Origin of the sequence: Thioalkalivibrio paradoxus ARh 1 (assembly GCF_000227685.2) — a bacterium.
Classification (GTDB): Bacteria; Pseudomonadota; Gammaproteobacteria; order Ectothiorhodospirales; family Ectothiorhodospiraceae; genus Thioalkalivibrio; species Thioalkalivibrio paradoxus.
In genome coordinates this window covers 124019-146217 of the sequence record NZ_CP007029.1, presented here as the reverse complement: position 1 = coordinate 146217, position 22199 = coordinate 124019, and the positions used below count along the sequence as shown (strand labels likewise).

The 22199-nt window shown below is 62.1% G+C and carries 14 protein-coding genes and 1 pseudogene; 3 read left to right on the top strand and 12 right to left on the bottom strand.

Annotation, left to right across the window (positions count from 1 at the left end):
• Positions 1-241 precede the first annotated feature (241 nt).
• A complete protein-coding gene (locus THITH_RS00705; protein WP_006746443.1) occupies positions 242-511 on the bottom strand; it encodes a hypothetical protein in 270 nt (89 codons plus the stop codon).
• Between the two features lie 311 nt (positions 512-822).
• Complete coding sequence (locus THITH_RS00700; protein ID WP_006746444.1) at positions 823-3420, bottom strand: S8 family serine peptidase; 2598 nt, start codon at positions 3418-3420, stop codon at positions 823-825.
• A 333-nt stretch (positions 3421-3753) separates the two neighbouring features.
• On the opposite strand from THITH_RS00700, the gene THITH_RS00695 reads away from it, so the two are divergent.
• Positions 3754-4515, top strand: a complete 762-nt coding sequence (locus THITH_RS00695; RefSeq protein ID WP_006746445.1) for a rhomboid family intramembrane serine protease — start codon at positions 3754-3756, stop codon at positions 4513-4515.
• Between the two features lie 63 nt (positions 4516-4578).
• Here THITH_RS00695 and THITH_RS00690 read toward each other — a convergent pair whose 3' ends face one another.
• On the bottom strand, positions 4579-5424 hold the full coding sequence (locus THITH_RS00690) for a c-type cytochrome (RefSeq protein WP_232222316.1): 846 nt from the start codon (positions 5422-5424) through the stop codon (positions 4579-4581).
• A 91-nt stretch (positions 5425-5515) separates the two neighbouring features.
• Positions 5516-5989, bottom strand: a complete 474-nt coding sequence (locus tag THITH_RS00685) for a c-type cytochrome (RefSeq protein WP_025367151.1) — start codon at positions 5987-5989, stop codon at positions 5516-5518.
• A 183-nt stretch (positions 5990-6172) separates the two neighbouring features.
• Here THITH_RS00685 and THITH_RS19620 point away from each other — a divergent pair.
• Together THITH_RS19620 and THITH_RS00680 are read left to right on the top strand one after the other, a co-directional pair.
• Positions 6173-6373, top strand: a pseudogene (locus THITH_RS19620) (hypothetical protein).
• A 292-nt stretch (positions 6374-6665) separates the two neighbouring features.
• On the top strand, positions 6666-7784 hold the full coding sequence (locus tag THITH_RS00680) for a GGDEF domain-containing protein (RefSeq protein ID WP_006746448.1): 1119 nt from the start codon (positions 6666-6668) through the stop codon (positions 7782-7784).
• A gap of 87 nt (positions 7785-7871) precedes the next feature.
• On the opposite strand, the gene THITH_RS00675 is transcribed toward THITH_RS00680, so the two are convergent.
• From THITH_RS00675 to THITH_RS18375, 8 genes are all read right to left on the bottom strand, one after another.
• Positions 7872-9299 carry a TolC family outer membrane protein gene (locus tag THITH_RS00675; RefSeq protein ID WP_006746449.1) on the bottom strand — a complete coding sequence of 476 codons (1428 nt, stop codon included), beginning with the start codon at positions 9297-9299 and terminating at the stop codon, positions 7872-7874.
• Between the two features lie 1098 nt (positions 9300-10397).
• Positions 10398-11207 (bottom strand): class I SAM-dependent methyltransferase, encoded by an 810-nt coding sequence (locus THITH_RS17010; protein ID WP_006746450.1) that lies wholly within the window; start codon positions 11205-11207, stop codon positions 10398-10400.
• Between the two features lie 220 nt (positions 11208-11427).
• Positions 11428-12342 (bottom strand): hypothetical protein, encoded by a 915-nt coding sequence (locus tag THITH_RS00665; protein WP_006746451.1) that lies wholly within the window; start codon positions 12340-12342, stop codon positions 11428-11430.
• Positions 12343-12863: 521 nt separating this feature from the next.
• A complete protein-coding gene (locus THITH_RS17280; RefSeq protein WP_006746452.1) occupies positions 12864-14993 on the bottom strand; it encodes an aldo/keto reductase in 2130 nt (709 codons plus the stop codon).
• The gene (locus THITH_RS00650) at positions 14990-15778 is read right to left on the bottom strand and encodes a hypothetical protein (protein ID WP_156925467.1); all 789 of its coding nucleotides are present in this window, start codon (positions 15776-15778) and stop codon (positions 14990-14992) included. Before THITH_RS00650 ends, THITH_RS17280 begins: the two co-directional genes overlap by 4 nt.
• A 1165-nt stretch (positions 15779-16943) precedes the next feature.
• Positions 16944-18608 (bottom strand): hypothetical protein, encoded by a 1665-nt coding sequence (locus THITH_RS00645; RefSeq protein WP_006746454.1) that lies wholly within the window; start codon positions 18606-18608, stop codon positions 16944-16946.
• 568 nt (positions 18609-19176) lie between these two features.
• Positions 19177-19509 (bottom strand): tryptophan synthase subunit beta like protein, encoded by a 333-nt coding sequence (locus THITH_RS00640; RefSeq protein ID WP_232222225.1) that lies wholly within the window; start codon positions 19507-19509, stop codon positions 19177-19179.
• A 319-nt stretch (positions 19510-19828) separates the two neighbouring features.
• Positions 19829-22144: a retention module-containing protein gene (locus THITH_RS18375; protein WP_025367145.1), complete on the bottom strand. Its 2316-nt coding sequence runs from the start codon at positions 22142-22144 to the stop codon at positions 19829-19831.
• Between the last annotated feature and the right edge of the window lie 55 nt (positions 22145-22199).

The window sequence follows — 22199 nt, the reverse complement described above, 5'->3', positions numbered from 1 at the left end:
TCACGGCGACAGGGGACCAGGCGCCAGCGGAGACCGTGGCTCCAAGGGTGTCATTCGGTTCACGGCCGGTTGACCAGGAAGCAGGTCCCTTCGGGATTCGGCCGTCGCGGCAAATCCCGGCAGCGGAAAAAAGCGCGTTGCTCCCGTCGTGCCGCAGACGCTGGATCTGCAGGCAGTGCCGGCAGACTTGATGAAGCGGGCGGGTACGAAATCTACCGGACGCCCTGCCGGGGCGAAGGGCTCAGGACTCTACAGCCCGAGGCGGGCGCTTCTGGGAACGCATCTGCGGTTTGCGGCCCTTGGAGTTCCGTCCGGACCGACCCTCCCCGCCCGGGGAACCGCCATTGGTCCGCGGATGCCGATCGCCACCGCCGGAGAGCTGGTTCACGGCCGCCAGCGAGATCTCGAGTTCGTTCAGTTCGTCCCATTCGGCCTCGGTCCGCTTGCTGTCCGGGATCGCCAGCAGTTCCTGCAGGCGGCGGCGCGGCGAGACGGCTTGAGGTTCATTCATTACGGTGTTGTCTCCTTGGGTTTCATCATGAGCGCGACGGGGGAATCCGCGGGCAGGCGGATTCCGCACGATCTCGCGGTCGGCGCTTGGCGCTTGGCTGGGGGGCGGAGCTCGGTTTACAGGGGACCGGCAGGCTACTCGAGCCTCAGCATCACGGGGCGCGCATGCAGCCCCAAGTCACTCCTACCGGGATTATAGCCGGAACGGACACGGCAAGCCCATTACCCTGGAATTATGAACGGTAACCGGCGACTCGGGAACCCGCACAAGCTTTCCCGGGCGATTCCGCCCGCTGCCGGGCCTCGGCTGCATCAGGGCCGCGCGACGCCCGGCTCCGATCGCCCCCCGCTAATCCTGGGAACGCCAGGCTCCGCCTCCGCGCCATCGGCCCCAAGGCCACTGAGCCCCGGTCGCCCAGCGCGGAAGCCGACGGAGAAATCGAGCCCAGCCAGGTCGCGGTCGACACGCAGAAGTTCGAACAACGTCAGCGTGGGATAGGCCCCACAGGCCTCCCCCGGGTCGCAGATCTGGCGATCGTCGTCCATGTCGGTACCCGCGACGACCCGGTAGTCGCCCGGAGGCACGTTCTCGAACCGGAAATGGTATAAGCCCGCGTCCGGGTTCACGCCCACCTCGGCGACGGTGTTCCCGGAGGCATCTACCAGAAGTACATAGACCCTGCCCACGCTGTCCTCCGCCAGTTCCGGAGCCGCCACCCGCACGCTCACCGGGATCGAACGCTCGCCCCCACCCTCGAGCGCCACCCGGATCGAGGTTCGGTGGTCGCCCGGTTGCAAGCCTTCGCGTGAGACCTGCGCCCGATACCCGCCCAGGCCATCGCGATCGATCGCCTCGGGCGTTACGGAAAGCCAGGGAGCGTCGGCGGTCACCTCACCGATCCGCAGCGTACCCCCTCCGGAATTGCGCAGCGAGAAAGCCAGCGCGGACTCGGTGAACCCGAACTCCAGGCGCTCCGGCGTGACCGACAACAACGGCGGCAACGGCTCGCCTCCGGCCCACTCGCGCACCGCGCCCAGAACGCGGCGCGCATTGATCAACCCCCATCCGGTTTCCGGATCCCAACCGGCTTGACCGAGGTCGTCGGTGAGCGCTCCGGAGCGCAGCAGGAAGTCGAACGCGTCGGGCGTAAGGCCCGGTTCGGTCGAGCGCGCGAGCGCGACGACTCCGGAGGCGACTGCGGTGGCCATCGACGTGCCCTGGTAGAACGCATACGCGCTGCGGCGGCTTCCGGTCGTATCATCGGCGACCGTGCTGAGGATGCCGTCACCGTAGCCGTCACCAGTTCGATCGACCCGCATGTCGCCCCCCGGCGCCACCAAGTCCAGCCCATCCCCGAAACTGCTGTACGGCGCGCGCTGATTCAGTGCGTCGGTCGCCCCTACCGCGAACACCGCGTCGTAGGCGGCTGGAAAGCCTACCGACCCGGCACTGTTCCCGGCAGCTGCGACAACGAAGATTCCCAGATCACGGATCTGCTGGTAGAGATCGGCCTGCGCCTGGGCAAACGCCCCGCCCCCCAGGCTGATATTGATCACATCGGCCGAGCGCGCGGGCACGGTGCCCGAGTCGTTCGGCAGCCCGGCCGCAAAGCGAATCCCCTGCAGCGTGTCGTACAGCAGGCCGCCGCCCTTGCCCACCGTGCGTACCGGCATGATGCGGGCACCCCAGGACACACCGGCGATTCCGATCGCGTTGTCGGTGGCAGCCGCGGCGGCGCCGGCGACATGGGTTCCGTGCCAGGAGCTCTGACCCGGCTGCGACGAATCGCCGGGATCGTCGGGGTTGGGATCGATCCCGTCGCCGTCCCGGGCCACATCCGGGTTCGAAATGAAATCGAAGCCGGGAACCAGCCGGTCGCGCAAGTCCTCGTGATCGAGAAAGACGCCGGTGTCGATCACCGCGATGATCATCTCCGCATCGGGCGCCTGCCCGGTCGACACGTCCCAGGCGCCCGGAAGATCGATGTTCCGGTGGTACCACTGCAGCCCCTGCAGCGGATCGTTCGGCAGTCGTTGCGGTTGCAGCCGGTAGTTGGGCGAAACCGAGGCAACTCCGGGCCGCCGTTCGAGTTCCTTGAGTGCGATCAGTGTCTGGTAGCGCTCGAGATCCTCGGGGTCGGAAAAATGCAGGGCATTCACCGCGGGGCTGCGCTCACCCAGGATGCCGAGCACCTGTTCCGCCTGCCCGGCGGGGATGCGCCACAACTGTTCGCGGTCGGGAGCGCCGGCCACGGTCTTCAGACCGACGGATTGCGCTTCGATCTTCGGCTGCACCGGACCTCTGCCGGCGTCGGCGCCGAGCCTCACAATCATCTCGCCGGGCGCGAACCGGTCGGAGAGTCGCGGCCCGCGCGGCACGGATGCCTGCGTCAGCGCAGACACGGCATCGAGCCGCAGGGAATAGTTGGAGCGACCGGCATAGGCATGGACGGCGACGAAGTAGCGGTCATCGCGTGGAACCACCAGCGACTGCCGGGAACCGACTCCTAGCGAAGCATCGACGATCGTGCCGCTGCGATCGGAGAGATAGAGATCGAGATCGGCGACGGTGGCGTCGGGAAACTCCAGCACGATGGGCTGACCGGCCTGCAGGTCGACCTGGTAGATATCCCACTCGTCGCCCGCGGGACCAAACCGGGTAGCCGTAAAGGGAGCCGCCACGAAGCCGCCGATCAACGCCGGCGCCGGCACCTGCTGTGCCTCGCCGGCGGTATTGTTGCGGATCATCGGGGTTTCCGGATCGTTGGTATCGGAATCGACCCGGTTCAACGCATCCGCCTTGATCACGCCCGACAGCGTGAACCCGGATGGTGCGTCGCCGTCGCCGCCGCCTCCACAGGCAACGAGCAGCAACGCCAGCGCGCTCACGGTTACCACAGGCCAGTTCATCCGGACGCTCCAGTCATCGTTCGCGATGACCCAACGTTAACGTGAAAGTCACGGCCTGTCTCGTGTCCCGGGCGACCCGTAGGGCGGAATAGCGCAGCGTCATCCGCCGTACGGCGTTCGCGCCTCCCCGGCGCCCGCGGCGACCCAGGCGCCGGATGGCGGATGACGGCCTTCGGCCTTTTCCGCCCTACGCCTCTTTCATCATCGGGGGGTAGCCGCTGGCCATGACTGTCAGGCGCCTTTCGCTGCCAGGTCCATCCCGCCGGCGATGCGCCAGCGCGGGGCACCGGGCTTTCTTGCCGCCGGCCGGCACTACACCGTATGTTGCCGGCAATGAGTGATCGGCCTGCCAAAGCGCCGGAACGTGAGCCGGACCCGCCAAGAACCCGCTTCCGGCGCGCATTGCTGTGGCCGCTGCTCGGGGTCGCCGTGCTCTGGACGATCGCCGGTATCCAGGCGGCGATGAGCGCGAACTGGATACGACTCGGCGTGTTCCCCCGCGACCCGGCGACGCTCACCGGGATCCTGACCGCCCCGTTGATCCACGAATCCTGGATGCACCTGATGGCCAATACCCCCGCGCTGCTGGGCCTTGGCGCGCTGGCCACGTTCGGCTATCCGCGGGCGACCCGGCTCGCCGTCCCGCTGATCTGGCTGTTCAGCGGCATCGGAGTCTGGCTGTTCGCTCGCGAGAGCTTCCACATCGGCATCAGCGGCCTGACCCACGGGCTGATGTTCTTCATCGTCGTGATCGGTTTTCTGCGGCGCGACCCGATGGCCATCGCGCTCGCACTGGTGGTCTTCCTGGTGTTCGGCGGCATGGCGGCCGGCATCTTTCCGCAGGAACCCGGCGTGTCCTTCGAATACCATCTGTTCGGGGCGCTGTCGGGCATCCTCTGCGCGCTGATGATGTACCGGCTGGATCCGGCCCCGTGGCGGAGACAGCAGGAGCCGCCCGAGGAAGACGAATCCGCCGACGCGCAGACCGCAGACGGGGAGTCCCAGCCAGCGGATCTGCATGAGAGCGGGGCGTTGCCACCCGAAGCCGAACCAGGCAGCCGGACCGGGGATGACAACCGGCCGCGCGGGAATTGACGAGCCCTGCGGGCAGCATGCGGGCGGCAGCCCACCGTCGCTCCGGCAGGCCGCCTGCCTGCGTCACTCGGCGGGCGGCACCCGGTGGCGAATCGGCTCGAGCGACTGCAGATAGACGGCCAGTGCACGGCGGTCTTCCACAGTCAGATGGCTGGTTCCTTCGCCGATCACGTCCCCCATCGACCCTCCGGCGAAATCCCCGTCGGGATCCATGCCGAGATCGAGGTAGCGCACGATGTGCGAGGGCCGCCAGCGGCCGATCCCGGTCTCCCGGTCGGGGGTGATGTTGGGCGCCGCGTCGCCATCCGCCAGGCGTGCACCCGCATAGCGCCGGTCCGGATCCAGGCCGCCGGTTCGCGTCCTCGGGGAGTGGCATTCGGCACAATGCGCGAGCGCGCGGGACAGGTAGGCGCCCCGATTCCACTCGTCCGAAGCGGCCGAATCAGGCGTGAACTCGCCTGCCCGGAAATGCAGGAACTTCCAAACGGCCAACGCCGGGCGCGCCCGCACGTACCAGGCCAGATCGTGCTGCCGGTTCTCCTGGTGCACCGGCTCCACCGTCTGCAGATACGCCCAGAGGGCGGCCACGTCGTCACGGCGCATGCGGGTGTAGGATGTGTACGGAAACGCCGGGTAGTAATGCCGACCCGACGGGCTCCGCCCATGACGCAGCGCGCGTTCGAAGTCGGCCTCGGTCCAGCCGCCGATTCCGGTCTCGGAGTCGGGCGTGATATTCGGCCCGTAAAAGGTGCCGAACGGGCTCGCGATGGGCCGCCCGCCTGCGAGAAACGGCGCGTCGTCCCGCTTTTCGGTATGGCAGGACACGCAGCCGGCCGCCCTGAGCAGGTACTCGCCCTGACGTACCGGGTCGGCTTCGCTGCCGCTTGCCGTCTGGCTCGCCGGACCCAGGCCCGAAAACGCCAGCAGTGGCGGCAGGAGCGCCGCCGCGAGCAGCGAACGCCCCCGCACCAACCGGGTCGATCTTGCCACGCCCAGGGAATCAGTCGCGGTGGCGGAAGTCTTCGTGACAGGACCGGCAGGACTGCCCCAGGGCCCGGAAGCCCTGCCCGATCGCGGCGTCATCGCCCCGCTCCACGGCTTCGTGCAGCGCCACCGCCGCTTCGTGCGTCTCGCGTGAGCGCTCGGCAAACTTCTCGGGCTCTTCCCAGACCGCAGCCAGCGCGTCGGTCTCGCCGAAGTCCGAGCCCTCGGGAAACAGTCCCGGAATGTCGCGGGTCGCGTCGACCAGATAGCGGGTGTGCATCTCCAGATTGTCGCGGTAATCCGCCCCGTCGACCACGATCGCCGCGGTGGAGGCGACGTTGCCGCCGATGGCCCGCATCACGCCCTGCCGGTAGTCGATGGTGGCCTCGGCCCCTTCGTCGAACGCAACGCCGCTCGCAGGCAGCCCAAGCGCGAGTACCGCCGCGGTTGCGACGAAGACATTCCGGCTCATTCGCATCGTTCGCTGCATCATCCCTTTTCTCCTGGTGGTAAGCATCATGGATACGGCGCCGGGAGAACTCCGTGCCGGATTTCGCCCGCTCGACCGGCAATGGCCCAGTGGCGACTCGCACTGGCAAGCCCCTCGCGGCCGGGGCAACTCCGCCGGGCCGAATGCGCACGACCGCGGTACCCCGCCCGCCCACAATTTAGCGTGAAAGTCACGGCCTGTCTCGTGTCCCGGGCGACCCGTAGGGCGGAATAGCGCAGCGTCATCCGCCGCTCGGCGTTCGCGCCTGCTTGGCGCCTGCGGCAACCCCGGCGCCAGCTGGCGGATGACGGCCTTCGGCCTCTTCCGCCCTACGCCTACGCCTCTTTCATCATCGGGGGTGGCCACATAGGCCATAGAAGTTAGTGGCCGCTACGGCAAGCGTCAACCGCGGTGGCCGCATCGCGGTGCCTGCCGCCCACGGGCAGGCTCAAGGCACGCGCTTGCGATGCGCTCGCGGCTCACTGCCGGCCCTGCGGGCTGCTCCGTTTTTGGTATAGACTCAGCCCACGCAGAATGCCCGGAACCTGTCCCTCGTCGGCCAGGCACCTTAGGAAACGGAAAAGGGAGGATTTCCGACGAGGGGCCGTCGCGCCAGGTCAGGGACCGCACTTGCGCAGTCGGCTGGCCCGACCGCGTCCGAAGGACAACCAGCGCGATGGCGACGACAGAGATGGGATGGAATAAGAGGAAGCAGACAGCGGCGGCTCAGGGCGGATCCGCGGCGGTTCAACCCGAAGAGATCGAACTGAAGGGGTTCAACCGCACGCTCGCCGAAATCGAGTGGTTGCTGCTGATCCTGATCCTGGTCTACCTCGTGATCCCCGGGGTAGATATCAACGCGCTGGCGATTTCGATCGCGTGTGGCGCCTTTGCGCTGCTGATCATCGGATTCCGCTACCTCAACCTGTTCACGACCGAAGCACGCTGGAAGCTGACCGTCGAAACTCTGGGCATGATCGCCCTGACCGCGTTCGTGATCTGGCATACCGGCAAGTCCGACAGCCCGCTGGTGAACCTGTACCTGCTCCCGATCGTGTTCTCCGCGCTCACACTCGGCAAGTACATGGCGCTCGCGCTGGTCGCGCTGATCACGCTGCTCTACCTGCACGCATCGCACTCGCTGCTGGGTGATGCGTTCTATACCTACGAGACCTTCAGTTCCCTGATGTTCAACTTCGCGCCGTTCGTGCTGGTGGCCTACCTCACGGCCCTGCTGGCGGCCGATATGAACTTTGCCCGCCGGTTCCTTCAGCATCTCTCCGAAACCGACGACATGACCGGTCTTCCGAACATGCGGGCCTTCTATGCCGCGATGGAGCGCGAGAGAATCCGGGCGACTCGGGAGAATACCGAACTCACCGTGATGATGATCGACACCGACAACCTCAAGGGCATCAACGACGAACTGGGGCATGAGGTCGGGAACCTGCTCATCATCCGCATGGTGGAGACCCTGAAGCACACGCTGCGTGGCTCCGACCTGATCGCGCGCTACGGGGGCGATGAATTCATCGTGCTACTCCCCAACACCGGCAAGGCCCCCGCCTACGAGGTCGCCGAACGGATTCGCAAGGCGATCGAGCACATGACCTTCGATGCCGACGGCAAGCGGGTGAACACCACGATCAGCATCGGCTTCGCCAGCTATCCAGAGGCCGCCGGAGACATCCAGGAACTGATCTCCCGCGCCGACCAGGCGATGTACATGAGCAAGAAGGCAGGGCGCAACCGCGTGACGGCCTATGGCAACGGGGCGGAGCAGGGGCTCGGGTAGCAGCCGTACCAGAATGCCCCACCCACCCGAGCGCCAGGAATACTAGCCGCCCCCTTGCCACAGGGGGGCGGCGGGAGAGCGCTTACCTCAACGGAACAGGCTGTTCCGGGGCACATCGACAGCGGTCGGGGCCACTGGCGGACAGATTTCTTCAGGATCGATCACCGGCGGGTCACCCACGTCCGGCATGTCGTCCCGCACGAGCTCGAGTGCTGGCAGCAGGCGCCCGAGACCGGTAAGGGTTTCCGCCACCGCAATCTCGCGATCGAACTGGCCATCGACGAACGCCCGGCGCGCTTCGAAGTACTCGTTCTCCGTATCCAGCAGATCCAGCAGCGTCCGCTGGCCAATCGTGAACTGCTGCATATAGGCGGTCCGCACGCGGTCGCTGGACAGCTGGTGCTGATCCAGATACACGAGACGCTCATCGAGCACCTCGATATCGTTGAAAGCAATCGCCACCGTCTGACGGATGTTGCGGCACACGGTTTCCCGCTTGTCCTTCGCGACGTTGGCCTCTTCGACGAACTGGCCGATTCGCGCCTGATCGGCCAAGCCGCGGAACAGATTGAAGGTCAGCACAAGGCCGATCACCGTATCGGTCACCCACTCCTCGCCGCTATCCGTAAAAAAGTTGTTCAGGGCATTGTCGCGGCTCGCCTGAACCCGAAAGTCCAGCCGCGGATGATAGTATGACCGCCCAACCCGGACCTGCTCCTGCGCCGACAGGATGTTTTCCACCGACGCGAACAGCGCAGGATTCGCCGCAAGCGCGTCGACCAAGGCCTCATCAACCGTTTCCGGAATGTGATCCGCCGGCAATACACCGATCATGTCGATGTAGTCGTCGGGCGGAGTATGCCCCACGATACGCAAGAAACGCGCGGTCACGTCGTGCAGGTTCGCGATCTCGGTGAGCAGATTCGACTCCGCCAGAGCCAGACGCCCGGTCGCCTGTTCCAGATCCACCCGGCGCCCCACGCCCGTGCGGACCAACTCCTCGACCTGGTCGTAAAGATCCCGATGCGCCTGGTAGTTCTGCTCGGCCAGGAAGACCAGCTCGCGGTAGCGTTCCACGTCCGCATAGGCACGAATCGCCTCCAGCGCCGCTTGCTCCGCCGCCTCCAGCAGCTCGTAATAGCGCACCATCTTCGCGTGCCCCAGGCGCGCCACGTCCGCCTGGGTGAAGAAGCCGTCATAGATCATTTGATTCAGCGTCAGGCTGGCGCTGAGCGGATCCCGCGTGAGACGCCCGAAATCGCTGCTTTCCTGGTACTGTCGAGCGGCTGACAGCGTCAGATCCACCTCGGGGAAAAACCGGCCGCGCGCGACCTTGCGCCCCTCTTCGGCCGCCAGGAACGCATGCCAGCGCTCCTGCACCTCCGGGTTCGTGTTGATCGCCTCGACGATCGCCTCCCGCAAGGGCTCGGGAATCGAGGCCTGGGCCATAGTACCCATTGCCGCCAGCATGGCTGCAACGGCCAAGGATAATGCAAAGCGCCTTAGACTCTTCATGTCGTCAACCCACCTTTTTGATCATTCGCATTGACCGCAGACCGACCCCCACCAGCTGCGCCGGCGGCCTACAGCCACAGTGCAGCACACGCGGGCCAGCAACCACCAAACGCACCTGTGGCCCCGGTTCGACCTCCAACAACCCGCACCTTATCCGCGGCAAGCACATCGCGTACCAGGGCGGCGTGGACCGTCTTCATGTTCTTGGACGCCCGAAGCCTGTCGGATCGCATCACCCGAGTGACAAAATTCGTCACTTTCCCGAGACCACCGGCTCTCCCTCCATGCCGGACAAACCCGCTAACCAAGCCGAAAGCCTGACGGAAGCGACACACGCGATCCATAAATACCTAATCTAGATGCTGGCTATGGCTACCGTCAATGCACAGCGCGACATTCTTGCGACAAATCCGACCGGTTCAGTGGGTATTTTGACACACATCCGATCATTACTGACGCCCCCAGGTCCGCCACGAATATGCGTAGCGGCCCATTTTGACGACTGCGCCCCGCATCGACATCCTGGGTCCTCGCGTTTGCTCGAATCCTTCCCTACCGAGAAGGGCACCGATAAAGGAGACTCGTTATGACGACGATCGAGCCCTTCGGTTATAGGCTGCGGACCGCGCCATCACCTTTCCTGGCTCCCGTGGCGCGCATTCCAGCGAACGGGAGCATTACGGAATTGTTCTGGCTCATCCAAGCAGACCGATTAGCGCTGCCTTGGACCGCGTAGGAGCGAGCTTGCTCGCGAACGCGCCGCAGGCGCGCCGGGACCGGGGGTCGCCGAGCAGGTTCATCCCCCATTGGAATAAATCCGTAATGCTCCCCGGCGAACCTGACCGCTGATTCCGGTGATCTTGACCGGCGTGCCCATCGGAAACTCGCTAGAGCGGGTCTTTTACTTAAGGAGATCACGTTGGTCCGGAATACGCAACGGCAGGATTAGCTTTTCCCAAAATTTTTCCTTCTAGGACCGATCCACCTTCTTCGGCGACGCACCTAGCGGCAATTCGCACTCAATCCCGGTTGAGCCCCATCAAGAACCCAGCACCACACTCGGCACATTATCACCGCTCAGCCCTCAGCCCTCAGCCCTCAGCCCTCAAGCACTTTCTTATGCATATACAAAGAAGCCAACTGCTTGATCCGTTCGGCGTCCCTCATGAATTCAAGATTCTCAATCACGCGGTTCTCACGTGCCCAGGAAGACGATCGCAACGTAAATGTGGAGAAACAGTCGGTCAAAACCGATTCCCGCCAGTTGACCACCTCCTGGCCGATACACTGGAGACTGTGCTTTGAGCACAGCTCCTCGAAAACCGCAGGAGACACGTTTCGCGCCCGCATGTGGTTCCGGATCAGCCACCGAGGCTGAACGACTGCGCTTCTCAATTGATTCGGGATCCGCTCGATGGCGTCGAGCTCTTCGCGGTGAATTCCCATGGCGGAGTGATGAAAAAACCCGACACCATCCGGCTTCAGCTTCATCGCGAGCTGGCCCAGATAACTGTCCAGCACATCGGCCTCCGCATGAACGAGCGAATCGAAGGAAAAGGCGAAGTCAATCGATCGATCTCCAATCATCCCTAGGGAATACCCGTCGTTCACGTGATAGCCCATGGTGCGCAAACCCTGGAACCGCTCCTTGCATGCGGCAATGCAGGCTTCGCTCAGGTCGACCATTTCTAGGCGATTGCAGCACCCTGAAAGAAAACTCGTCCACCGGCCGAATCCGGGCGCGATCTCAAGGATCGTGTCCGCGGGGAGGAAGGACTGGATCCGCGGAAGGATCAAGAAACGCCACTGTGGCACCGTGCCGCCCCAAGGGTCCGACCATTCATCCCCTCCACGACCCCAATTGTAGCCACCATCCCACAACCGCTTGTTGGCATCGACGGTTGGCATTTGCCACTCCTCTTCTTTCGGACACGTTTGGCATCGCTGCAGCCCGCAGCCCGCAGCCCGCAGCCCGCAGCCCGCAGCCCGCAGCCCGCAGCGCTCTAAAGCGATAACTTCGAGCACAAGGTCGCGACAGGCGGTCGCGCAATATGTTGCTACAGCGCTCCGCGACAATCCTTGTTCCGCCTTACCGGCCCCGCGCAACCTCTGGTGACACCATTGGATTCTACTTATCCTTAATCAAGCTGAAAAAGTGCTGGAAGCAACGCAACTTATCCCCTGCGCCAGCCAGCTTCCTTTCCCCCTCTTCCGACATCCACCACTTCTCAGACGGGGTATTATGCAATAAGCGCTGATCTCTATCCAATGACCTTCTACGCACGACCAGCGTACCGTCCTCTTTAACCTCCCTAATGCTGACACTACGTTCATGGCGACTATCCGACCAGTCTTCCACCCCGAATTGATGCAAATAGGGCTCCTTGTTTAGCAAAATACAAAGGTGCCTGAGCATTTCCTGCTCATGCCCCCCCTTGAGAAATACTGGAAACCCACCGTTGGAGCGCCACTCGGCAAATCTCGATGCCTGCCCGAACAGACATGCAAGGTCCCAGTGTTTTATGACATCAAAACAAAATACACTTGCCTGAAACCAAAGCTTTCGCTTGCCCACAACCGAATCCCCATATGATCGGAATTCCTCACCCACAAACTCAAACTCCGTGGGGTTCAGGGGAGGATATTTCCATAAGTTAGTGACAATCCTGCCCTGCTCCGCAAGCTGAAAGACATCATCCATCCGACCCGTCAGAACGATATCGGCGTCAATCATATAAACGACTTTTACCTTGCCTATCAGATAGCCAAAAAGACCGCACCGCACATCAAAAAAAAGCTTACGCACATTCCCACCATACGCTCCCGGATCGATCGTTTGGACCACAAAAATCTCCACGGGATGCTTGCGCAGGCTTGCAATTTGTCCTTTCGAGAGCCCAAGATCGAAAACATACACAGGATATTCGTCACCATGATATGCGTAGATGCTATTGATCAGAGACCAGATGCCAACGAAATAGTTCTTATCGGCAATGCAAGCAAACGCAGCCTGAACCATATCCTTACCGGACGGCACGCTCATCAAACCCTCCTATACACGATTACGATCTCCGCACAGCATCAACACGACGCAGCACCGGGACTGCTCACGAACCCACCGATCCAATCCGCAAGGCGGCAAACCGGAGGTCGTTGATGACAGCCCGTCAAGCACTACGCCAAGGCTGCATGACGATCTAAGCCCCGCCCTAGGAACCGTCACCATCGTAAAGAAACACGGCTCGCATGGTTCACATGCATCGATCACGATACCTATACGGCTATTGGAACTGCCACTCTGGAACCCATGTCGGCCTGACACCGCCGTTTCGCAAAAAACGGTTTAAAAAACTCCTGGTTTCCTCTGCGCACTGCTGACCGCTTCCCGAGCAGTTCCTGCGACTGGCTGACGCTCATTGCGGGACCAGAGAAAAACTGGAGCTTGCTCTATCGCAAGCAAAACGAACCCAGCCTCCACTATGGTCAGGACACCGCAGGCATGCGCTTCGGTTCCGGGAGCCACTTCTGGGCCCAAGCCAAGCTAGAAGCTCCTCGGAACCCGACTTATAGAAGGCCGATGATAGCGTCACTACACTCCGGTGTTACGGTTGAAAGCTTCAGGGCGCTCCGCACGTGTTCCACCCGCCGCATACCAACAAGGGCGCAGCCCACTCCCGGCGCACTTCTCGTGAACTGCAGAGCACGCACGTACGGATCTTCCGTACCAGGAACCACCGGCAACCTTGAGCGGCTACGCTGCCCTAGGGTCCCGGCTCTTGCCACTGATGCGCTGGCGAGAACAAACATGTCATGCTCCGACGCGAATGAAAGGGCTGCGACCCACCGACCTTGAACCAACTGGTTCCGGCGCCGAAGCGCTGAGGCGTCATTGACGTTCAAAGGCATCTCCAAGATCCGGAAATGGTGCCGCGCCCCACCAGCTGCGAGTCGCGCGCATTCGAGCGCCTTTGCAAGTGGAAGGAGCGACGGGCTCCTCAGATCGGCCCTGATTGCATCCCAAAGTGCCAAGCCATAGTAACGCAACTGCCCTTCAGCGACTTTATCTTCGAGAAGCGAAAACGTCTCGGTCAGTATCCGCCAAAATTCCGCCCCCGTCCTCACGAAAAACCGCTCCGGGTTGTGCAGTAGATAGGCATCGACTTGTGATAGACCTAGGTTATTCAGACTTCGCCGGAGGGACTCTTCGATCCAGTCCTTGCGCAGGCAATGCCGGACCAGGGCATCCGCAGGATCCAGAAACCCTGGTTGCACCAACTCTTCCTGCACCCAGACCGCGGCAGGCCGGCTGTCACTTGAGTCGTGGGGGACGAACCCCCCCTTCGTGGTCACGAAGACGGACTCTCTTGCCCCGCCGCGCTCGATATAGCTCTGCACCGCGCGCCCGACCACGCGCTCTGCGCGCATCGCGCGGTAATTGATGGCTGTATCGATGACGTTGATACCTCCGTCCAGCGCCACACCGAGAGATTCAAGATACTGAGCATCAGTAAACTCGTCCGCGTCACCTCGATGAGTCCCGATCCCAATCGTCGAAAGAGACATTCCGTCCAGTTGGCGGTAATTATCAGCGGGATGGAGGCCCGTTGTCGGTCGCACAGGGCTTCTGCGAACAGCGTTGCCACAGGAACCCGAAGCCATGGTGACCTCGCCATCTCGGGTCCCCATCGGACGGAGCCGCCGGGCAAGCGCTAGCTCTTGGGATCGGAGGTGATAGTAAGGGCGCACCTCGGTCATACGAACAGCGTCCAGAAGCTGGGGCAACCACACCCGGGGGGGCGTCGGCCGCCAACCAAGCGCCTTGAGGCTTTCGCTGGACGCGAGTGAACAACGCGGCCCTCGCCCGTACGGGGCATCGTATCCACCTAGACCGACGGTGACGAGATCCTCATCGGACACGCGCGCAATCCGGGGAGTCTTTCCCGCCGCTTCGCATAGAGCACGGACGAGCCGTTCGTGTGTCCAGAGTTCATCGCCGGCAACGTTGAATGACCTCCCCGCCGCCTGTGGGTGAAACGCTGCGAGATAAAGAGCCCGCGCCACATCCTGCACCCAGGCAAGCTGGAAGACACGCCGGTCCCTCTGCGGCAAGAGTATGGGCTGCCCATCGATAACGCGCGCAGGCAGGTGCAGCGAGCGCCCCGCACCCGCTTGGCCCAGTGCCCAATACCGGGGGCGCGGTGCGATCGGATCTTTCGGGCCGGTCACAATGGCAGGACGGACCACACTGAACGGTATGCCGGAAGCTTGAAGCACTCGTTCGCAGCCCCGCTTTCCACGCAGGTAGCGCTCTGCGGATGGAGCACCATCAAGAGTAAACGGTTCGAGCGGACCATCTTCGGGACGCCATTGCCGTGGAACGGCTTGAGGATAGATGTCGACGGACCCTGTCAAAACATACCGGCCGCAACGATCGCCGAGCAAGTCGATCAGGCTCTCGACATCTTCGGGCTGAAACGCAATATTATCGAAAACCGCGTCAAAGCTCTGGTCCGCGAAGTAACTCCTTAGCCCGTCCAGAGCACGGCGGTTTGCCTGGACGAAGCGGACGGATCTTGCCATGTCAGCAGATGGTGGATCAAGCGCCAGAACCGTGATTTCATGCGTCTGCGCCAGCAAGAGTGCAAGCAGCTCGGCCCCAATAAATCGGTTGCCGCCAAGCACGAGAACCCTCATCCCAGAGACCCCTCTGAAAGAACCGGGAGCTGAAAAGCGGGCGCAATAAATGCCGCCGCCAAGTCCTCACGGGAAAGCTGAAAAAAACAATTGGGATGCCGGTCCTGCACGTTCCAGTCGGTTATCAGATCAAGGGCACGCAGCAACGTGTCCCGATCCGGCTGGCTCACCAGTGGCCTTATGGAACATTGATAGCCCAACGGTGCACCATGAAGATCCGGGGACACCAGGATACCCTTTCGTTGCAGTTTACCGCCCACCTGCTCATCCTTGATCGACCCGCCAGAGACATTCAGGATGAGCGCAGGGGCTTCGTCACGTCGCGCCTCCAGCGGCTCGATCTCTGGCAAACCGTCGCCCGTCGGGCGCTCCCTTGCCAACCCGAGCAACCTCACGGTTTTCTCACTTGCGCCTGCCAGTGTCGCAGCAAGCCATGCTTCCACACCCCGCCCGAGAACCCAAACCTCGCCTTCCGGAAGCTCTTTGGGCCATGACGCAAGGAGCATGCCGAGCGGAAAGACAAGCAAGGCCGCGTAACCTAAGCTGTTAGGGATATCCAGCGCCGCCGTGGTCTCGTCAAGTGACTCCATTGACAGCTCGCCGTAGACAAGTTTCCGCCGTTGCCGCCCCTCCGTCGGAGAGACCTCAACCAGCATTGGCGCAACCAATGCCCGCCGAATTCCGAGAGCGTTCAACTGCGCCGCTCTTCGCTGAACATCCTGCCCCACGCCGACCGCCAGCGTTTTCCATGGTTTCGGTGCTCTCGCGTGCGGCGCAGCGACCATTCCCTGTCCAGATTCCCCAGCTGACCTGAGCACCCAGCCCGCCACGCTGCCGGCTCTTGACACCGACGCCGATCTCCCTACCGACGCCGATCTCCCTGAAGCCACAAGCGAAAGCTCAGCGCTTCGGATCTCCGGATTGAGGCGCCTCGGCTGTTCCTGCAATTCCCGGACCAAGTTCCTGATGAATCGCATGGGCGGTGTTGGTGCCCACCCAAGGTCTACCAAAGTAGACGATGGTGCCAGCAACGCTGATCCATTGCGACCAGCCATAGGTCGACGCAATCCGGCTCGGTCCCATGCCGAAACAGCGATATATTCGATCGCCCCCGACGAGCCAAGAGCGTCTGCTACAGCCAGCGCATGAAGCGAGGGCGTCAGAATGCCGTCGGAACAGACATGCAGAACTTTCCCAAACGCCTCTGGCATACCCAATACTGCCAAGATGGCTCGACCGAGATCCCGCGTAGAAACGTGACGGTAGGGTTGTTCATCTTCATACGGCAGACAGATGGGCTCGGATGACACCGCCCGCTCGACAAACCAACGCGTGTGAAATGGATCTGGGTCGTGGGGTCCCTCTACGATCGCGGGCCTGAGAATCGTCCAGTTTGCGTTTCGGCCCGCTACCATCAGCGTACGCTCCGCCAAGCGAGCGGCCTGGGCCTCTCCAGCTCCAGCAAGCGACTCTGCTGTAGGGTCGAAACCATTCTCGGACCAGGGTATTGATGAAGGCCCGGATGGAAGGGCGAGGTACGTGGAGACAAAGATCACGTGGCAGGTCGGCGAAACCCAGCCCAACACCGCACCTACTCGATCTGGATCGGCAACATTGGCGAGAATGATTGCATCCAAACCATCGCAGTCGGCACCCGACAACTTGCTGAGATCGATCCCCCGGACAATGTGTCCTGCACGACGTGCCTCAGCCACAATGGCGCGGCTCGCCACATGCCCAGTCACGCGCACCCCAAGAATCATCGGAGCATCCCCACGAAACGAAACAAGATCCTATCAACACCCGAAAAACCCGCAAGGGAGGCGGGTCTCAGGGTGTCACGACCACCGACCACAGAAAAATGAAACGCAGAGGAGCGATCCTCAAAGTAGGCTCGATACCTGCGGACCACAGGCGCACGGAGCGCGGCTGGTTGTATCCGAACCTTGATCATCCTCTCCTCCCGCTCAACCAGTCACAGTACGAGACATAACCCGACAAATAGTGCTGAACGTCATCGATCCGCACCCGAAAACCATAATGTCGAATGAAAAACGCACCCAGGATCTTAGCAGGCGCTTTGAAGAACATCGCCAACTCGGGAAAGAAATACCCGTTCAAAAGGTAGCGGGCACGATAATTCAGGGCACGATCAAATTTTTCAAGATCCAATTCAGCGTGAAGGATCTCACGCAGGCGGCCGTCATTCTGCATCCGCGCAAACATCTTCTCAGCCGCCATCATCAATTCCAGCAGCGTGGGGTAGGTGGTCAGCCGCGTCAGAACGAAGTCGAGGTGCTCGCGTACATTCTGAATACCGAACAGAAAATACTTTTCTTCAGGCACATGCTGCGTGAATTCGGTGATGCAGTAGCCAAGCCAGTGGTCGTGCGCTCTCCAATGCTCAGAGGCTATGAAATGGTCCATCGCCTTATGCACGGCCTGTAGCCATCGTGGATCACCCGTCAGCTCATAGAGCCGCAAGAGCCCGAAGGCGGCTTCGCCGTCGTAGTAAATCGTCCTGGTCGTTTCCTTGAGCGCAAGCGAGGGGTATTCGAGTACGTGAACGAAGCTTCCGGTCGCCGGGTCCTGCATGGCCAGCAGACCGAGGGCGAGGTTTTCCATCAGGGAGTAGCGACTGGTATCACCGGTCAGCTTGGCGTGCTTGGCGAGGGCCAGAAGACTGACCGCGTTGCCACCCAGCTTGATTTCGTTGCCAACATCCACGAGGTAGGAGACTTCGTTGCCGTTTGGAAGCCGCACATCGTGGATCAATTCGCGGCAGAGGTACTCCAGTGCCCGCTCAGCAGCCGCCAGGTGCTTCGGTTCCTTCGTCAGCTCCCAGCCTTCAAGGAGCGCGTAAGCTGAACTCGCGTGCCGCAGCGAATTGTAGGACGGGAGCGGCTTATCGAAGGCCGGAGCCCAACCGTAGTGCCACCGGCCATCCGGCCTCACCTGGCGGGCAAGATAAGCACTACTCCGGCGCACCACCTCGCGTACTAGTCCGACATCCAGCGTTTCGATCCTTCGCACACCCGCCATATTGCCTTCATGTTCGAGAGCCAGAGTCTCGTGCCCATTGGCGAACACGGCACGCGTTCGAAAGACCCACATCGGGTCGCTGTCTGACTTGGGCCATCCACGATCGACACCGAATCGGCGGTTCAACAGTCGGTGCAAATTACGCTGATGCGGTGTGCAGGCCCTAATGTCCCCGGTGTACAAAGAACTCGTACCGCTCAATTCCTGCTCAAGGACTGCGATTCTCAGCTCCTTGTCCCAACCGATCCCCCACTTGAAATAATTGGTCTTGGTCTTTGCAAACGTGTCTTTCAGCTCGAGCCAAGAGAGCTCCCGGATTTCAGAAACCGCGTCTACACGAAGCCAGCGAGGCGGGGTTTTCTGCCGCTTGAGCCAGAAACGGAGCCGCTGCATGCCGTTCGACCATGCCTGTTCGAAATCATCGCCCCGTACATTGACGACGTGGGCGCGCTCAGTTCCGTTACAGACGGCGAAGAAGAGAACCCAGCCACAAGCGGGAACAGAATACTCTGTCTCTTCAAGGAAGCGTGACAGTACAGGCTTTGCCGACGACGCGAGTTGGCCGAGACTCATCGAGGTGCAGCCCAGCGATTCAGACTCTCGGTGAAGCAGGGGGCACGCAGATTATCATGCATGTTCCGCAAATTGTGACGGTCCGTCTTCGAAAGCACCGTCATCACGTGGAGCGACGCGACGCGGCGATCAAAACGGCATCGACCCTCCCGAAGCCGCTTGGATTGCTGCGCTACGCTCGCAATGACGACTTCCCCGAAGGGGTGGCGCGGTCGGGGTTGAGGTGTAGTGATAATCAAGAGATGCATTGGAAGCTCTGGCCGGTTTTCGAGCGCTCAACGGAAGCCCCTTGAAACATAGGATACGCGCAGGGGCTGCTCATTCCAAAGCCTAGTAAATGAGCTTCGCCGAAACAAGCAGGGGCGCACTCGTGATGGTCACGCAAGCGACGCCGACCGTTCCGCGAAGATCTCGGTTGGACACGAGATGCCGGAACCTTACACGTGGCCTATGCGGGGTTTTGCGAAAGTAGAGCGGCGTTGGGGCTTGGCTCCTTGATGCACACGGTTCGTGCGGCACATTCGCGGCGATCACCAGGCTTTTTTTTCAGCGGTTGCACAGCACGCGATCAGATTATCCCGTCACGCTCGTCGAAAAGGTCGAGATCGCGTCCGGTCTCGCGAAGGGACTTCCGTGCCAGCAGTTTTCGCTGGGCGGGTTCGGGAAAATCGGTGAAGCTGATCAGTCCCCGCTGCGTCAGGATCTCGATCAGATCTTCCAGTACCCGAATGGTATCGAGATCGGAGGCCGCTAACTCAGAGACCGCCCCTGCCTGAAGGGTTGCGGCGAATGTGCCCAGCTCGGGACTTGAATCCGGTATCGACTCGGACACCTCCGGCGTTTGGATTCGGCTGACCGCGACGATCTCACCCTGTGGGTTACGTAGTACGAACATCGTCATTGCCCTGAAGCGATCGTTCCGTGCATCCGACAATGCGCTATCGGCCCGGGAGAATCAAGCGGGGACAAGCCCAGATCCGAGGTTGAACGGCCAGTGCTTCCAAACCACGAGTGCCGGGATAACGGCGGGTGCGAGCGTGGGGGCTGCCAGTCAACCCCGTTTGCCAACCCATTCCGCTGGCTAATCCGATGGCGCCCGCTGTTTCGGAGCCACCAGCCGTCGCGGCCCAATTAGCCTGGACTTTGCGGGAGGCGGAGCGCTTCATGAGGAAGCGGGGCCACGACCCTGGGTGCGAGCGGTCGTAGCCCCGAGCTACGCGTTAGGGGTTGTCCTCGCCATCCGTGGTATCAATGTCCCACTGATCGTCGTCGTCGAACGTCCCCTGGCCCTCGTCCGGATCGGTGTCGGTGTCGGTGTCCGTGTCGTCATCACCCTCGTTGTCGGCATCGTCCTCACCCTGAGTGAACAACCGATCCTCATCTTCGTCGGTGACGTCCAAGCTGCTAAGGGAGGCGGCCTGGAGCGACGACTGAGTACCGCCGTCCGTATCGGTGTCCGTATCGGTGTCCGTATCGGTGTCCGTATCGGTGTCCGTATCGGTGTCCGTATCGGTGTCCGTGTCGGTGTCCGTGTCGGTGTCCGTGTCGGTGTCCGTGTCGGTGTCCGTGTCGGTGTCCGTGTCGGTGTCCGTGTCGGTGTCCGTGTCGGTGTCCGTATCGGTGTCCGTATCGGTGTCCGTATCGGTGTCCGTATCGGTGTCCGTATCGGTGTCCGTATCGGTGTCCGTATCGGTGTCCGTATCGGTGTCCGTATCGGTGTCCGTATCGGTGTCCGTATCGGTGTCCGTATCGGTGTCCGTATCGGTGTCCGTATCGGTGTCCGTATCGGTGTCCGTATCGGTGTCCGTATCGGTGTCCGTATCGGTGTCCGTATCGGTGTCCGTATCGGTGTCCGTATCGGTGTCCGTATCGGTGTCCGTGTCGGTGGATCCGAGCAGATCGCCAATGTCGGCCGAATCATCACTCTGGACAAATGCACCGCCGTTCACAAAGCCATTGGCATACGACTTCCCATTGACCTCCGTGGTCCCGCCTCCAGTGCCTTCCTGGCTATCGATCGCCCACTGCAGGTCGGGCCGCCCATCGAACGCGTACCCCTCGCCTAGCTCGCCCTCAATGCGCGCGAGCAGGAGACCGTCCTTGTCGTAGAAGCCCGTATCCGCAGCTTCCTGTCCGTGCTTGACAACAAAAGTGTCCACTTCTTTCCCGGTCTGCTCTTCGATCGCCGAGTAGAGCTGAGTCGGATGCAAGGGACCGCTGTCGTGGTAATCGACCTTGAAGGTACTGCCATCCGCTAGCCGGAAGATCACATGTGAAACCCCGGGCTCGAAGTCGGTATCCGTATCCGTATCCGTATCCGTATCCGTATCCGTATCGGTGTCCGTGTCGGTGTCCGTATCGGTGTCCGTATCGGTGTCCGTATCGGTGTCCGTATCGGTGTCCGTATCGGTGTCCGTATCGGTGTCCGTATCGGTGTCCGTATCGGTGTCCGTATCGGTGTCCGTATCGGTGTCCGTATCGGTGTCCGTATCGGTGTCCGTATCGGTGTCCGTATCGGTGTCCGTATCGGTGTCCGTATCGGTGTCCGTGTCGGTGTCCGTATCGGTGTCCGTGTCGGTGTCCGTGTCGGTGTCCGTGTCGGTGTCCGTGTCCGTGTCCGTGTCGGTGTCCGTGTCCGTGTCGGTGTCCGTGTCCGTGTCCGTGTCCGTGTCGGTGTCCGTGTCGGTGTCCGTGTCCGTGTCCGTGTCCGTGTCGGTGTCCGTGTCCGTGTCCGTGTCCGTGTCCGTGTCCGTGTCCGTGTCCGTGTCGGTGTCCGTGTCGGTGTCCGTGTCGGTGTCCGTGTCGGTGTCCGTGTCGGTGTCCGTGTCGGTGTCCGTGTCGGTGTCCGTGTCGGTGTCGGTGTCGGTGTCGGTGTCGGTGTCGGTGTCGGTGTCGGTGTCGGTGTCGGTGTCGGTGTCCGTGTCGGTGTCCGTGTCGGTGTCCGTGTCGGTGTCCGTGTCGGTGTCCGTGTCGGTGTCCGTGTCGGTGTCCGTGTCGGTGTCCGTGTCGGTGTCGGTGTCGGTGTCCGTGTCGGTGTCCGTGTCGTCCAGCTGGATCAGCTCATCGCCGACATCGATCTCCGGAGTGGGCGCGCCAAACAATCCGAACTCATACGCGACAGGAGGGACGTTTTCCGACACACGGGACAGCCACACGGCACTGCCGCCTCCATCGCCGTCGGCGCCACCGCCAAGCCCGGCACCGGGGGCCTCGATCAGGTCATCCAGAGCCTCGCCGGCCTCCAGCGCCGCGATGACCTCTTCGACAGTCAGGCCCTCAACCGGGGACTCGTCGATGTCCGGTGGCGTCGAACCCGCGACGTCCTCGCTGATGGTGACCTCATCGCCGCCGCCCACGACGAACGGAGTACCGTCGCTGAACGCGAGCACGACGGCCGCCCCCGGCTCGGTAATAATGACTTCGCCCGGAAAAATCGGATCGTTCGGGTTCAATGTCCGGACGTTGCCGTCCGCGTCGCGCACCATCGCCGCGCCCTGAATCTCGCTAACGACCGCGATTGCCTGTTCGGTTGCCATCTGGCTTTCCTCCGCTCGACGGGCGAGCCAATTGCTGGATATACCCTTTCAGCAT

Excerpts from the sequence above, each read along its gene's own strand:
- THITH_RS00705 (WP_006746443.1), bottom strand. The coding sequence starts at position 511 with ATGAATGAACCTCAAGCCGTCTCGCCGCGCCGCCGCCTGCAGGAACTG.
- THITH_RS00700 (WP_006746444.1), bottom strand. The coding sequence starts at position 3,420 with ATGAACTGGCCTGTGGTAACCGTGAGCGCGCTGGCGTTGCTGCTCGTT.
- THITH_RS00695 (WP_006746445.1), top strand. The coding sequence starts at position 3,754 with ATGAGTGATCGGCCTGCCAAAGCGCCGGAACGTGAGCCGGACCCGCCA.
- THITH_RS00685 (WP_025367151.1), bottom strand. The coding sequence starts at position 5,989 with ATGCAGCGAACGATGCGAATGAGCCGGAATGTCTTCGTCGCAACCGCG.
- THITH_RS00680 (WP_006746448.1), top strand. The coding sequence starts at position 6,666 with ATGGCGACGACAGAGATGGGATGGAATAAGAGGAAGCAGACAGCGGCG.
- THITH_RS00675 (WP_006746449.1), bottom strand. The coding sequence starts at position 9,299 with ATGAAGAGTCTAAGGCGCTTTGCATTATCCTTGGCCGTTGCAGCCATG.
- THITH_RS17010 (WP_006746450.1), bottom strand. The coding sequence starts at position 11,207 with ATGCCAACCGTCGATGCCAACAAGCGGTTGTGGGATGGTGGCTACAAT.
- THITH_RS00665 (WP_006746451.1), bottom strand. The coding sequence starts at position 12,342 with ATGAGCGTGCCGTCCGGTAAGGATATGGTTCAGGCTGCGTTTGCTTGC.
- THITH_RS17280 (WP_006746452.1), bottom strand. The coding sequence starts at position 14,993 with ATGAGGGTTCTCGTGCTTGGCGGCAACCGATTTATTGGGGCCGAGCTG.
- THITH_RS00650 (WP_156925467.1), bottom strand. The coding sequence starts at position 15,778 with ATGGTCGCTGCGCCGCACGCGAGAGCACCGAAACCATGGAAAACGCTG.
- THITH_RS00645 (WP_006746454.1), bottom strand. The coding sequence starts at position 18,608 with ATGAGTCTCGGCCAACTCGCGTCGTCGGCAAAGCCTGTACTGTCACGC.
- THITH_RS00640 (WP_232222225.1), bottom strand. The coding sequence starts at position 19,509 with ATGACGATGTTCGTACTACGTAACCCACAGGGTGAGATCGTCGCGGTC.
- THITH_RS18375 (WP_025367145.1), bottom strand. The coding sequence starts at position 22,144 with ATGGCAACCGAACAGGCAATCGCGGTCGTTAGCGAGATTCAGGGCGCG.